The organism is Vibrio natriegens NBRC 15636 = ATCC 14048 = DSM 759 (genome assembly GCF_035621455.1).
Classification (GTDB): Bacteria; Pseudomonadota; Gammaproteobacteria; order Enterobacterales; family Vibrionaceae; genus Vibrio; species Vibrio natriegens.
In genome coordinates, this window is the sequence record NZ_CP141823.1 from 1,416,520 (window position 1) to 1,430,644 (window position 14,125).

At 44.2% G+C, this 14,125-nt stretch carries 12 protein-coding genes; 7 read left to right on the forward strand and 5 right to left on the reverse strand.

The window, feature by feature from the left end; genetic code table 11:
* Positions 1 to 182: 182 nt before the first annotated feature.
* Positions 183 to 431: a hypothetical protein gene (locus tag VER99_RS20785; protein WP_020335268.1), complete on the reverse strand. Its 249-nt coding sequence runs from the start codon at positions 429 to 431 to the stop codon at positions 183 to 185.
* Between the two features lie 206 nt (positions 432 to 637).
* Between VER99_RS20785 and pcp the strand changes: the two genes are divergently transcribed.
* The 3 genes from pcp to VER99_RS20800 all read left to right on the forward strand — a co-directional run bounded on the left by pcp (position 638) and on the right by VER99_RS20800 (position 3,911).
* The gene (gene pcp / locus VER99_RS20790) at positions 638 to 1,276 is read left to right on the forward strand and encodes a pyroglutamyl-peptidase I (RefSeq protein WP_020335266.1); all 639 of its coding nucleotides are present in this window, start codon (positions 638 to 640) and stop codon (positions 1,274 to 1,276) included.
* Between the two features lie 172 nt (positions 1,277 to 1,448).
* The gene (locus VER99_RS20795; RefSeq protein WP_020335265.1) at positions 1,449 to 2,435 is read left to right on the forward strand and encodes a CobW family GTP-binding protein; all 987 of its coding nucleotides are present in this window, start codon (positions 1,449 to 1,451) and stop codon (positions 2,433 to 2,435) included.
* Positions 2,436 to 2,621: 186 nt separating this feature from the next.
* A complete protein-coding gene (locus VER99_RS20800; protein ID WP_020335264.1) occupies positions 2,622 to 3,911 on the forward strand; it encodes a DEAD/DEAH box helicase in 1,290 nt (429 codons plus the stop codon).
* A 78-nt stretch (positions 3,912 to 3,989) separates the two neighbouring features.
* Here VER99_RS20800 and VER99_RS20805 read toward each other — a convergent pair whose 3' ends face one another.
* Both VER99_RS20805 and VER99_RS20810 read right to left on the reverse strand, forming a co-directional pair.
* Positions 3,990 to 4,832, reverse strand: a complete 843-nt coding sequence (locus tag VER99_RS20805; RefSeq protein ID WP_014234604.1) for an arginase family protein — start codon at positions 4,830 to 4,832, stop codon at positions 3,990 to 3,992.
* Positions 4,833 to 4,838: 6 nt separating this feature from the next.
* Positions 4,839 to 5,573, reverse strand: coding sequence for an IclR family transcriptional regulator (locus VER99_RS20810; RefSeq protein ID WP_014234603.1), 735 nt, complete (start codon positions 5,571 to 5,573; stop codon positions 4,839 to 4,841).
* A gap of 362 nt (positions 5,574 to 5,935) precedes the next feature.
* Here VER99_RS20810 and VER99_RS20815 point away from each other — a divergent pair, with 362 nt between their 5' ends.
* Positions 5,936 to 7,402, forward strand: coding sequence for an EAL domain-containing protein (locus VER99_RS20815; protein WP_020335263.1), 1,467 nt, complete (start codon positions 5,936 to 5,938; stop codon positions 7,400 to 7,402).
* A 49-nt stretch (positions 7,403 to 7,451) separates the two neighbouring features.
* Here the strand turns inward: VER99_RS20815 and modF are convergent, their stop codons facing one another.
* Positions 7,452 to 8,906, reverse strand: coding sequence for a molybdate ABC transporter ATP-binding protein ModF (gene modF, locus VER99_RS20820; protein ID WP_020335262.1), 1,455 nt, complete (start codon positions 8,904 to 8,906; stop codon positions 7,452 to 7,454).
* Positions 8,907 to 9,144: 238 nt separating this feature from the next.
* Here modF and VER99_RS20825 point away from each other — a divergent pair, with 238 nt between their 5' ends.
* Positions 9,145 to 9,798 (forward strand): hypothetical protein, encoded by a 654-nt coding sequence (locus VER99_RS20825; protein ID WP_020335261.1) that lies wholly within the window; start codon positions 9,145 to 9,147, stop codon positions 9,796 to 9,798.
* A 242-nt stretch (positions 9,799 to 10,040) separates the two neighbouring features.
* On the opposite strand, the gene VER99_RS20830 is transcribed toward VER99_RS20825, so the two are convergent.
* Positions 10,041 to 11,195 (reverse strand): MBL fold metallo-hydrolase, encoded by a 1,155-nt coding sequence (locus tag VER99_RS20830; RefSeq protein WP_020335260.1) that lies wholly within the window; start codon positions 11,193 to 11,195, stop codon positions 10,041 to 10,043.
* A gap of 446 nt (positions 11,196 to 11,641) precedes the next feature.
* On the opposite strand from VER99_RS20830, the gene VER99_RS20835 reads away from it, so the two are divergent.
* Positions 11,642 to 12,613 (forward strand): glucokinase, encoded by a 972-nt coding sequence (locus tag VER99_RS20835; RefSeq protein WP_020335259.1) that lies wholly within the window; start codon positions 11,642 to 11,644, stop codon positions 12,611 to 12,613.
* Positions 12,614 to 12,913: 300 nt separating this feature from the next.
* The gene (locus VER99_RS20840; protein WP_020335258.1) at positions 12,914 to 14,056 is read left to right on the forward strand and encodes an iron-containing alcohol dehydrogenase; all 1,143 of its coding nucleotides are present in this window, start codon (positions 12,914 to 12,916) and stop codon (positions 14,054 to 14,056) included.
* The last annotated feature ends 69 nt before the right edge of the window (positions 14,057 to 14,125 follow it).

Consider the following 14,125-nt stretch of genomic DNA (forward strand, 5'->3'; position numbering starts at 1 on the left):
AGAGTTATTCATTTTTCACGTCCTAATTTTTATGATTAGTACGTTATACCCAAAATCTTATGCGTATTGTGTGATCAGTTGCCTAAATCTTGATGTTGTTATCGTGAACTAGTTGATTAGTACATAGTTAATACAAAAAAGCTTGCTTATCAAAAGCAAGCTAGTGGTTAGCCATATTCACATTAATGTGTACGACGTGGGCCGTTTTGAACGATATCTTTACCGTTCTCGTAAACGTGTGCTGAAACCCAACGACCCAGAATAAGCTGGTGGTTGTCTCCTAGAACCGCGACAAATGGGCGGCCATCGCTATTGGTTTTAGCAAGTGCAATACCTGCCACACCTTCAAGGCCAAGAGCACCGCTTTCAACCATGTGCAAAAAGGCTTCCAGCTCTTCAATAGTTTCGATCACTTGATCATCAATGTTCATTGTATTCAATCTCTTCGAATCGCAGATATTTTGTGGCGCGTACTCTACCTAAGTTAAGACGAGAAACCAAGTTTCTGGTACTTTCGGTAAAACTTTCTACGGTCTTCACATAATGTTTAAGAGTGAATAGGGCAATCAAATTAGTATTTGGACTAGCGAAGCAGGAGTGCAATAATTTTGCTATTCCCAATCAATTGAAAACGCACATGAAAAAAGTATTGATTACTGGCTTTGAACCTTTTGGCGGTGATGCCATCAACCCTGCTTTGGAAGCGGTCAAGAGGTTAGAAGGAGAGGCCATTGATGGAGGTATTATTGTCACTTGTCACGTGCCTGTCACGCGATATGACTCAATTAATACAGTGATAGAAGCGATAGAACAGCATCAGCCAGATTGTGTGATAACCGTTGGGCAAGCGGCTGGCCGTGCCGCCATTGCCCCTGAGCGTGTTGCTATCAACGTGGATGACTTTCGAATTCCTGACAATCTAGGTCATCAGCCGATTGATGAGCCCATCATTGCCGATGGTCCTGACGCCTATTTCACAACTTTACCGATCAAGCGTATCGTTCAGACTTTGCAACAACAAGGGATTCCTTGCCAAGTTTCTAACAGTGCGGGAACGTTCGTTTGCAATCACCTTTTTTATGGTTTGCAACACTACCTTAGAGATAAGCCAGTACGACATGGTTTTGTGCATATTCCACTGTTACCCGAACAAAACACACTCGGTAACCAGCCTACAATGTCATTAGATACCATAGTGGAAGCGCTGCGGTTGATGGCGCAAGTGGTTGTTCACCATGACACTAATATTACTGTTACTGGAGGAAAGATTTGCTAACCACAGCTTAACGTTTACCGCTTGAAGATTTTTCGAAGAGATATTTATCTTTAATATTATCAACGTGAGAGATTCGCTGTTGTATCGGCTCTACAGCGACAAAATTATTGAAGCACATCACGTTGTCCGTATACTTTGCCAGAGTATGAATGCACTAACGTCGGAGAAAAGCATGTCAAATCGAGTACCTACCAATATACTGACTGGTTTTTTGGGATCAGGTAAAACGACGACGATCTTAAACCTGCTAAAGAAAAAACCAGCAGACGAAAATTGGGCAGTCTTAGTTAATGAATTCGGTGAGATCGGTATTGATGGCGCTTTGATGACTGACCAAGGTGCGTTGATAAAAGAAGTCCCTGGCGGTTGCATGTGCTGTACCGCAGGCGTTCCTATGTCGGTGGGCATTACTGCGCTGTTGCGTCAAAAGCCCGATCGTTTGCTTATCGAACCGACAGGGCTTGGTCATCCAAAACAAGTGATTGCGACATTAACGTCTGAGCAGTATCAGCCTTATGTTGATCTTAAAGCGACCATCGCATTGGTTGACCCGCGCAATCTGAGTGATGAGAAGCACCTTTCCAATCAAAACTTCATTGATCAGCTAGATTGCGCGGATGTGGTTATTGGTAGCAAAGTTGACCTTTGTTCTAGCCATGACATCGATGTATTTAGCGACTGGATCACCGATCAGTCTCCATCAAAAGTGTTTAGCAAGTTGATTCATGACGGCGATCTACCTATTGAAGTTTTAGATATTGAACGAGTTCATGGCAGTGCTTCTTCACATATTGAGTCTCACCATCATGAACACGCGCATCAAGAACCGCAATTTCAACTGCCTCCGGGCGAAGCTTTCATTCGTAAAGAGAATAAGGGGCAGGGTTATTTCAGCTGTGGTTGGCTATTTGGCACAGAGCATACGTTCGATTTCGATCAGCTTTTCTCTATGCTATCGGCCTTAACGGCAGAGCGAGTAAAAGCCGTAGTGAATACAGACCGGGGATGTTACGCATTTAATGTCGCGAATGCGGTGGTTACGGTGAATGAAATCAGCCTTGAAGGGTTTGAATCGAGATTAGAAGTGATCGACTCTCAGTTGCTTCCTTGGGATGAGTTAGAAAGTGTTTTACTTAAACTTTCTGGGATAAAGAAATAACGAGTTAACTGGTTATCTCCCTTAAGCGGTCAAGCAATATGGCGTTAGTGTTTGCCGCTTAATCTGTTTGCACAGACTTAAAACTGAAAAAAGAGAGAAAAGTGAGATAAATCACTTAAATTCGGGTATAGTGCACGGCTGAATTTTTAACGCTATTTTTAGTGGTTTGTTTAAGGAATACGCTCAATGTCATTTTCATCTCAAGGTTTTGCACCAGAAGTGGTAAAAGCGCTGGCAGAATGCGGTTATGAAAAGTTAACGCCAATTCAACAGAAGGCGATTCCAATGGCTCGTAAAGGCCATGATATTTTCGCTACAGCCCAGACTGGTACTGGTAAAACTGCAGCGTTCTCATTGCCTATGATTCAGCGACTGCTAGACAGTGATCACAGTGCCTCACGTAAGACGGCGCGTGCGCTTATTCTTGCCCCAACGCGTGAACTGGCAGAGCAGATTGCTGACAACATCAAAGCGTACACCAAATATACCGACCTATCAGTGGTGGCAGTTTTTGGTGGCCGTAAAATGTCTTCACAAGTATCAGCGCTCGAAAACGGCGTCGATATTCTGGTCGCAACACCGGGTCGTCTGGAAGAGCACATTGAGCAAGGTAATGTCTCAGTTGCCAATCTAGAGTTCCTCGTTTTTGATGAAGCTGACCGTATTTTGGATATGGGCTTTATTCACGCGGTGCGTAAAATCATGCTTGATGTGGACACGGATCCGCAGATCATGATGTTCTCTGCAACGACGTCCAGCCAGCTTAACCTATTAGCAAAAGACATTTTGCGTAAACCAAAACGCATTGAAGTTGAACGCGCAAATACAACCGCACAAACCGTTGCTCACGTACTTTATCCGGTTGATCAAGAACGTAAAACAGAGCTGCTTTCTGAACTGATTGGTCGCAAAAACTGGCAACAAGTGTTGGTGTTTGTGAACTACAAAGAAACCGCGAACGAAGTGGTTAAAGAATTGAAGCTTGATGGTATCAAAGCGGCAGTTTGTCACGGTGACCGAGCGCAAAGTGCTCGACGTCGTGCGCTTGAAGAATTCAAATCAGGCAAAGTCCGTGTGATGGTAGCAACCGATGTTGCCGCTCGTGGATTGGATATCGCGGATCTGCCACATGTCGTGAACTACGATATGCCGTTCCTTGCTGAAGACTACGTTCACCGTATTGGCCGTACTGGTCGTGCTGGTAAGCAAGGGCACGCGGTTTCCTTCGTAAACCGAGATGAAGAGTTAACTGTTGTACAAGTTGAAAACTTGATTCAACAACGAATTCGCCGTATTGAGCTAGCAGGTTATGAACCAAAGCAGCGTGAGTCGTACATCGAAAAGCTGAACTCCAAACCGGCATTTAAAAACCGTCAAGGACGTCGTAATAACCCTAACCAATCTGCAACCGACCAAGGGTCAGCAGAACGCCGTTTGGCAATGGTGAAGCGTTTGAAAGCACGTCGAGCGAAATAACCAATATTGACGAAATGAGTTGAACAAAAGCGCCCTTCAGTTGGAGGGCGCTTTTATTTTATCGGTTCCATCTTGCTATCAGGCAGCGTGATCGAGAAGTGGCGCTATTTGATACAGCTCCTCAATGATCGTTTTCGTTTGTCTTGAATAGACGAGACGGTCACGATCACCAACCAACTGTATGGCTTTTACTTTGCCCGATACTAAACATAGCCTGATGGTTCTCAGTACCATTTGAATATCTAAAGACATATCACCATCAAGGTCGTTTTTGGCGATAAGTGAACCTAAATCAACCGAAATAATCACTTGGTCGCAATGGTCGAGATAATTGCCTACTTGTTGTTTGACATGATTACGGTGTCGAAAAGTAAACTCTTTATCGGTGATCCAGTCACAGCCTTGGTCCTCAGCATATTCCCATGTCTCTTGCTTGGTATCATGTTGGTTAACACCCGCAAAAAGCAGCCTAACGTTTGGGTAGCGGGAAAGCGCAAAATGAAATGCTGACCCTACCTTTGGCTCTAATGTCGGCTTCAAATGCATTTTTTGACCAATATGCAAAATACCCACATCATCCTGACAGGCAGCGACCACTGGCAGCATAGACAAGATGGCTTCCGTGCAATTGGTTACCAATACTGGAATAGAGTGACGGGAAAGTGCCAAGCTAAGTGCTTCCTGAAAATCCCCGTTCTCTAATTGAGCATGAGTAAAATGACCACAATGCGCAGCTGTAGTTTGATCATGTTGCTGATAGAGCCATTCGCTCGCACTTTCTAAGCTTTGATTCGCTAATTCAAACGCGCCTTTTGACATCGGAGCAACGTGCTCACAAACCGTCATAAATGAAAATGGGTAGTGCTGAACTGGTGTATGTGTTGTTTGATGAAATTTATATCGTTTGAAAAAGCCCAACATGATGAATTACCTTTCTGGTGGTAGTGCCCTTGCCGCCTGCAACACGTGTAAAACGATACGTTGCTTGTCCTTCTCGACCCTGTGAGCTGGAGCCATAACCGAAACTGCGCCAACGAGTTTACTTCCTTTCATGACTGGTGCGCTGATACCAGAGACACCTGGGTCAATTTCGGAAGTACTGACGGCGTATCCGTGTTTTCTGATCGTGGCAAACTCTTGCTCCCATTCATCAAGACAATGGTCCTGTTTGAAGTAACGTAAGATCTTCTCGCCACGACTCTTAGGCATATAAGCCAGCATCACTTTGGATGAGGCGCCACGAAGCAGGGGTTGACTTTGACCCTGGACGAAGCTGCACCGTAGCGCCTGCATACTTTCTTTTTGTCTGACACACAATGCCCGATAACCAGAAGGAACCATATAGGCCGCCATTTCTCCGGTCTGCTGAACTAGGCGAGCCAAGATGGTTTCAACCATATCAAGACCGTGTTGTGAGCTTTCATAACTGTGCATCAAAAGTAGCGCAGCTGGCCCTACTACAAATGTCTTGTCGTGAACGCTTTCTTCAATCAAATTCCATTCTTTTAGCAGTTTCAAATGCCGATAGAGACTGCTCAATGGTACGTTTAATTGCTCACTTAGTGTTTTCGCAGATACTGGGAATTGGCTTACCGCTACTTTCATTAATAATTGCAGCGCCTTTTCGTTTACCTGATTAGCGTTTGCTTTGCTTGTTGTCATGTATAGGTTGTAACTTGTTGGATGATATAGGACAACTATAATTCTTAATCACTGAGAAAATAAAAATAATTTTTGTGGGCAATTCTTATTGAGTGAGAAAAGCTTGGGCTGGGGTGAAACTCATGGTTTTGTCTCAAAGGTGAGTCGGATGAGCATTCGTCGCGCATCAAATGGTAATTACACGCAAATCACCTCAAGATATGAGGTGATTTACGAATAAACAATCAACTCATTGTTTTGTTTGCGGTCCTACCAGGTGAGTTGCATACTCACAGTATCTTATGAAAAACCTGTATTTCGTTAATCTTCCAAGGAAGGTTTTTCTGGCACCAGATAGGGTCGGTTGATAAAGGTTGTCTTACATGCTTAATAAAGCGCTTTTAAACAAACTCATTATTATTTCAATCCCTATACCTCTGGTGATTTTTAGCGCGATTTACTTCGCGCGAGAGAGTGTGCAAAGCGAACTTGAACATCTTTTAGATCGAAACATCTCTATTGCCGATGAAATTCTGTATCAGGTTGAAACTGAAAATAGAAAGGCATTACTTCACCCGGAAAATTGCGAACAACTCCAGCAGAACTTGATGTTTGAGCGAGATATTGATGAGATGCTTATCGTCAAAGGAAATGACATTATTTGTTCTTCAAAGCTTGGTAAGGTAAACAAGCCTTTGGCTGATTATTTAACTTTTCCTCAAGGCCAGAAACTGGCCCTTGGCAGAGTAGAAAATTTACCTGAGCCATTCCTGTTTATGGTTACTCTTGGCGCTCATAACGATCAGGTTGTGACAGTTATTGACCGAGATTATTTTGGAGTGACGATAGGTTTTAACAACGACCTGCGTTTTAAACGCTCAGCGCTATTTATTCATGGTCAGGTTACCCCTCCTGATGCCACAAGAAACGGCACTAATCCTATAGCGACTAAGTCTTCAACCATGTTCGACTATGAAGCCTTGAGTGAAGCAAGCGACCTGTTTGTAAACCAAAGAACGCTGTCTTATCTGGTGTACACAGGGCCTATCATCTTAATGATTTATCTGTTGTTTTATATGGTTCGCATGCTTTTTGATCCTCGTCGTAGCTTGGTTTCGCAGTTAAAAAAGGCGTTAAGAAGAGAGGATTTGACGCTGTATTACCAACCTCAGATAGATGCAGAGAGTGGGGATGTGTTTGGATATGAAGCGCTGGTACGTTGGGAACACCAACAAAAAGGTTTTATTGCACCGGACAAATTTGTTCCCGCTGCGGAGCAGAGTGGGTTGGTATCGATCCTGACAGACTTTGTGTTAGAAAAAGCAGCAGAAGATTTCACGAAACTGAAATTTACTCACCCTGTGCACTTAAGTGTAAATGTTCCTCCGGGGTATCTCGTCGAGCCAAAGGTCATAAGGAAGATCCAACTTATTCATAGAAAACTAAACAATAATAACGTTTCTCTGGGAATAGAAATTACAGAACGTCAGTTGATTGATGATGAGGCGCGCAAATGCATTGCCGCACTGAGGGTATATGGTATCGATGTACTGATTGATGATTTTGGAACGGGGCAGACCTCGTTAGCTTTTCTGCAACACATGCGTATTGATTATCTGAAAATCGATAAATGCTTTGTTGACACAATCGGCATCCAAAGCGTGAGTTCGTCAGTTTTGAATGCCATTGTTTACTTTGCCGATGAGTTAAAGGTTAAGCTCATTGCCGAAGGTGTCGAAACGCCTGAGCAAGCGGAGCACCTGAAGAAATTGGGCGTTCAATATCATCAGGGCTACCTCTATTCCAAGCCGTTACCATACCGTCAACTCGCGCGACAGCCAGTCACCTGAACGGATTCTGTATCCAGGAGCCAAAGTTCAGGAGCCATGGTTGTGCTCGTTATGACTGAAGAATTTGAGTTCGATAGCATTGCACATCATGATCGAAAACAAACTCCAGATCGTTTTTAATGCTGTCTAAACGGTCTTCCTGATAATGCGAGACATAAAGTAACTGGCTTAAGTTTTCGCGCGCAATGAGCTCTAAGGTATTCTTGACCAGACGTCGGCCTAAAAAGTCTAACCCTTGATATGGCTCATCCAGAATCAGCAAGGTTGGCTGTTTTACAATCGCTCGTGCAATCAGTAACAAGCGTTGCTGTCCGTACTCTAATTGTCGGAACGACGTTTTCTGGTATTGGCTCATATGCAGGATTTCAAGCCACTCTTTCGCGACTTCTACCTCTTTACGGGTTGGTTGATGGTACAAACCAATCGAGTCATAGAACCCAGACAAAATCACTTCTAATGCGCTGCAGTTAACACGGTACTGCAGGTGCAATGCGGAGGAGACCATACCGATGTGTTGCTTGATCTCCCAGATGGTTTCACCCGAGCCGCGCTTTTTACCGAAAATATGGATGTCGTTGCTGTAACATTGCGGGTGATCGCCGAAGATCATCCCTAGTAACGTACTTTTACCACATCCATTTGGTCCTTTTACCTGCCAGTGTTGGCCTTTGTCGATGCGCCAATTCAAGTCTGTAAAAATCTTTTTATCGGTATATTCGACGTGACCATTTTTCAGCTCAAAGATCGGGTTTTCAAAATGGGTAGCGTGTTGATGCTGGCGTATAAGTGCCATCATTTCTTCACTTTGTTTCTCCGACTGAGATTTTATTTGCTCAATGATTGGGTGTTGATCCCAGCTTTGTTTATCCATGGTACTGTCGAGTTTGCCAGCGTTAAACAGAGCAACGCGGTCAATCCACTCTGGCATATCAGATTCACGAGAAAAGGTGATCAGCATTTGTAGCGACTGAGATAATGTGTACAAATAGTCGGCCAGTGCTGCTCGATGACTGACATCCAATCCGGTAAAAGGGTTGTCCAATAAGACTAAATCAGGCTGTGTGGCCAAAGCGCGTGCCAGCATCACTCTTCTGGTTTCGCCAGTAGACAACACACGGAAACCACTTTGCTGAAGGTGCGAGAGATCGAGCTCTTCGATAAGTTTTAGAGTCAGCGCTTCATCCTGACAGCGTTCAAATATTAACGCATAGACGGTGCTGCCTTGGTCAATTCGGTCGAGAAAGTCGGTGTCATCTTTTTTGAGTTCAGAATCGAGCAGTCGCTGTTGTTCAGACAAAGAGACTTGGGCTACTTTTAATCCGCCAAGATCTAACGTGCCATCGATTGGCAAAAGCTCCCCACAAAGTAAGTCCCCAAGCAAAGAACCGATATCTCCTTCGGCACTGAAAATGCCCCAGCAATGTCCGCTTTCTATTTTCCAATGCTCAATGGTTAAGTTGGAGGTGTTCCCTTTTGCAATTACGTTGTCTAAACAAATCTTCACTGTGCTTCCTTTCTTGTATGAACTTTATTTCTTTTTCTTTCTGTTGTTATACCAAGCCTGGGTGACTGGCGTAAATAGATGGATCTCAGAGAAGCGGCTTTAAACATGATGCAAATGGCTTTCTCGACAACTTGGTTTAATTGCCCAACAGGAGGCTAAGAACTATTCTTTTCTTTGTTTATGGGAGCGCGCTCATCGGTCATTAGCGTGGATTAGGTAACAAATTGTAGGAGCTATTATGAGAGCTGGTCTTATGTTATTCACCCTTGTAGCTGGCTTAGCCACGAGTTCGATCTCGTATGCTGATTCAGCCGAGAGCCGTTGTGATATCTACAAAGCAGGCGATGACAATGCGGAGAAGATGATCGCTTGTACTTTTAGTCAGCGCAGTGGTTACATAACAATTAATCGTAGTGATGGCGTTGTGCATGAACTTTCACCAAAAGGCGACACCCCCGGGGAGTTTACCGATCAGAATAGCAACATGGTTTATCGCCAGAGTGATTTGGGCGATCAGGGCTTAATTTTTCGTTTCCCTGAAGAAAGTGTTTACGTTTACTGGAATACAGATGCGTTAAATCCGGACGCGAATAATGCGACGTCTCCTTTCTCGACTGATGACTATGATGCAACAACATTATTGCGTTGCCGTGCAGAAGGGCAGGAAGATTTCGGTACGTGTCCTGCGGGTATCTTACGCATGGAAGACAATCAAGCCAGTATCGTGGTGCAAAGCCCGGCAGGAGAGCAGTTCACGATTAACTTTATGAGCGATTACGTAAACGCAACCAACCGAGAAGTGAAAGCGGATTTGGAAGGCGACACCTGGACGGTGGTCATTAATGGTAAAGAAGTTTATCAAGTTCCACTGGCGGCTATCGAGGGTGGTTAATTTTTTATCGAGTGTTTTTCTCTGAACACTAAAGTGCCGAAGGCTGACTCCAATAATGAGCAATGCATTTAGAGTGCATTGCTCATTTTTAACTGCCTTTAGTCCTGATTGATAGCGGGCAATACGAACTCACCCATTTCCTCTAAGACCTCGTTCGCAGGTCGACGTGAAGGTTTGAGGTTCAGGGCAATATGATGAAGAATCCCCCCCAGTTATCCGAACTTAATTTATTGAGACGTGGATTACTGCTTCCACCATTGAGAGAACGTCTGGTTGTTATCTTCTAAACCGACGATTTCTCCAATCATTGGTGTCATTAAGCGGTAATCTTGTCGCTGACTTGCCTGAGCGATCCGATCTAGTGGCTCATACCAGGCATGTTTAGCCAACTTGAATTTACTATTGTGCGAAGGTAATAGTGCTTTTGCGTTGAGATCGTTGGCAGCTTGAGCGACTTCTTCTGGCGTCATATGAATGAATGGCCAGTTTTTGTTGTATTGGCCAGTTTCAAGCACCGCGATATCGAAGCCGCCGAATTCATTGGCTATTGATTTGAAATGGTCACCATAGCCACTGTCACCACCAAGATAGACCTTATGTTGATTCGATACGATGGCAAATGATCCCCAGAGTGTACGATTACGTTTTAGCAATCGGCCTGAAAAGTGCTGTGCTGGAAGGATATGAATTCGGCCCGCTTTCGTTGTTAGTGAATCATACCAGTCGCCTTCCGTGATCTGCTCAGGGCTGAATCCCCATTGAGTGAAATAAGAGCCGACACCAATAGGCGTCACAATATGGTCAATTTTCGCTTTCAGCGCGTTAATTGTTGGGTAATCGAGGTGATCCCAGTGATCGTGGGTAATTAACAGATATTCTATTTCTGGGATGTCATCTGCGCTGTAAACATTGCTACCGGGAAATGCCACGTTGGTGTAGGGAACCGGAGAAGCGTTGTCACTGAATACAGGGTCAATTAAGTAGCGAATGCCATCTAGCTGGATAAAGTAGCTGGAATGGCCCATCCAGACCATAACATTGTCACGTGGATTCAGACCTAGTAAGTCTGACTTGACTGAAGGCAAATTGGTTACCGGAACGGCGTCGACAACAGGTTCCGTTAAAAAACGGTAGAACCCCACCAAAGCGCCATCGCTTGACGTGGATACCGGAACCTCCTCAATATTGTGAAACTTTCCGTCTACGTATTTTCCCTGGTAACTATCCACTTTCACCTGAGGGGAGGCAAACTGAGGTTGTAGCATATAGGTGTAGACACCAGCAGCAATAATGGCGAGTAGGGCGATCGCGACTTTGAGTATCTTTCTTAGTTTTAGCCCCAGTCTTTTCGTTTTTGTATGACTTAACTCGACTGTTTGAGCTTCTGGTTGAGACATCGGTTCTCCGAATAGTAATGGTGTTTAAGATGACGTTATATTCAAGTTCATACGCTAATCTTCAACAAAGGATGCCGTTATTTTCCACAGCTTTACTCTGAGTTTGTCCGCATAATTCCTGAACCGAGTATTTTCATCAATTTACTGTAGAGAATAAAGACCCATTCCTGTGTTATTTTTGCTCATTCGTACTATTTTTCGCGCTATATGGAATTTACCGGTGAAATCAGTAAATCGTTAACCTGTAATCCATTTCGCATAGATAGGCTCCAACCCTCTGCTATATTTAAGTGCAAATATTATGTCGTAAAGCTAACGATTTCTGATTATTGAGCATTAACTAGTTTGTTTTGTGTCACTTTTCATGGTGTTGCATTTTGTGTTCTGCGTGCGTTTTATCGCCAATAAATACACGTGATCGTTTTGAGTATTATTAGGGAGAAGCAATGTCGGAACAGTATGCCTTGGTAGGGGATATCGGGGGAACCAACGCGCGTTTAGCTCTTTGTGAGTTATCGACAGGAACGATCAGCGATATCGTGACTTACCCTGCTGCCGAATATGAATCGCTGGAAGTCGTCATGCGTCAATACCTTGATCGTCACGACACTCCGATCTCATCGGCCTGTATTGCGATTGCTTGTCCGGTAACGGGGGATTGGGTTTCCATGACTAACCACCACTGGGAGTTCTCTATCCAGGAACTAAAATCCCAACTTAACCTTCAGGTTTTGGAAGTCATTAACGATTTCACTGCGGTTTCCTTTGCTATTCCAAGTTTAAAACCTGAGGACAGAGTTCAGATCGGTGGCGGTGAAGCGATAGCCAATAAGCCGATAGCCGTATACGGAGCGGGAACCGGGCTTGGTGTCGCTCAGCTGATTCATGGCGGAAACCTATGGCATAGCGTACCAGGAGAAGGTGGGCATGTTGACCTGGCGGCTTGTACCCCTGAAGAAGACGACTTGATTGTTTACCTACGTAACAAGTTCGGTCGTGTGTCTGCGGAACGCTGTTTGTCTGGCCAAGGTATCCGAAATATATACGACTTTGTTGTGTCACACCATGGTGCCGCACCTGAAGACTACACCCCGGCAATGATCACTGAGAAAGCACTCAAAGCGGAATGCAAGGATTGTGAGCGCGCACTCTATCTGTTTTGCATTTTGATGGGGCGTTTTGGCGGTAACCTGGCACTGACTAATGGATCATTTGGTGGTGTGTATATTGCTGGCGGTATTGTTCCTAAAGTTCAAGAACTATTCATCAAGTCCGGCTTTCGAGTGGCTTTTGAAGATAAAGGCCGATTTAAAGAGTACCTTCAATCCATCCCTGTGTTCTTAATCACTCATTCCGAACCTGGCTTGCTGGGCGCGGGCACCTACATCAGACAGTCATTAAATATCTCTATAAATTAATATTTAACTCTAACCCGAATTCATAAATTGGATTCGGGATTCTGCTTGCCATCTTCATTTTTGTAATCAATTCTCCAGTTATAACCTGTACTTTCAAAGTGCAATTTGCCTGTTTTTCAATTTGTGAACTTCGGCTCTCTAACCTTAAAAAAATCCCCTTCTTCGTGCGCTGACAGGCAAAAAAGCAAAGTTATTCGGAGCAAAAAATCGCTTTAATAACCTTATAAATAAAAAGGGTAAATCGATAACAAAAAAAGATCGGCACCCTCAACAAGATCTTAACTTATAAGGATAAACACGATGAGCGTATTTAAACTGGCGTTTCCTAAAATCAATTACTCTGGTGTAGGCGCGATTGAAGCCTTAGTCGAGCGTTTAGCGAATGAACATGGCTTGGAAAAAGGTTTACTTATCTGTGACCCAATGCTTGTTGAGTTGGGGTTTGCCGAAAAACTACTTTCGAGCTCGTTAGAGCTTACTTTGTTTAAAGATGTAAGACCTAACCCTGATACCGACACGGTGAAAAATGCGTATGACATGTATGTGACTTCTGGTGCACAATACATTATCGGTTTTGGTGGTGGTAGTTCGATTGATACGGCAAAAGCGATCAAGATCCTATCTGCAAACCCAGGACCAATCGCCGCTTATAACGGTGTCGAGAAAGTCGAACGCTTAGGGGCGCCGCTTTATGCGATTAATACCACTGCGGGTACGGCTGCAGAAGTCACCAGTAACGCGGTTATTACGGACACAGCAACGCATGTGAAACACGTCATTATCTCAGATAAAATTATTCCAGAAATTTCAGTCAATGACGCAAGCGTTATGTTGGGTATTCCTAAAGCAACGACAGCCGCAACAGGTATTGATGCATTAACTCATGCTCTTGAATCATACGTCTCTGTTGGTGCACATAAACTCACCGATTACATTTCTCTGGAAGCGATACAAACCATTGCAGAAAACCTTCCAGCAGCGGTAGATGATGGCACCGATATTAACGCGCGCGAAATGATGGCTTATGGTCAGTTTATTGCTGGTCTTTCTTTCAACAGTGCCGGTTTAGGTATGGTTCACGCAATGGCTCACCCTGCAGGTGCACATAAAGACTTACCTCACGGCGTATGTAACGCAATCTTGTTACCTATCGTGAGTGAATTTAACCGCCCGCACCGTGTAGAAAAATTTGCCAAGGTCGCTGAAGTATTGGGCGTAGATACCTCTGACATGACAGCAGAACAGGCAAGTTTGGCTGCAATTGACGCGCTTCATGCACTGAACCGTCGAGTTGGCATTCCAGCAGGTTTTGGTGAGCTGGGTGTGACTGAGCAGGATATCTTGAGTTGGGTCGATGACGCATTAGCCGATCCATGCGCTGGTGGTAACCCATGTCCAATGACAAAAGATCAAGTGATTGAGTTGTATAAGAAAGCGTTATAGTACCGATTCGAATCAGTGAGTTAAGAACAAGCCTAGTCACATGTTGACTAGGCTTTGTCGTTTTTGTCG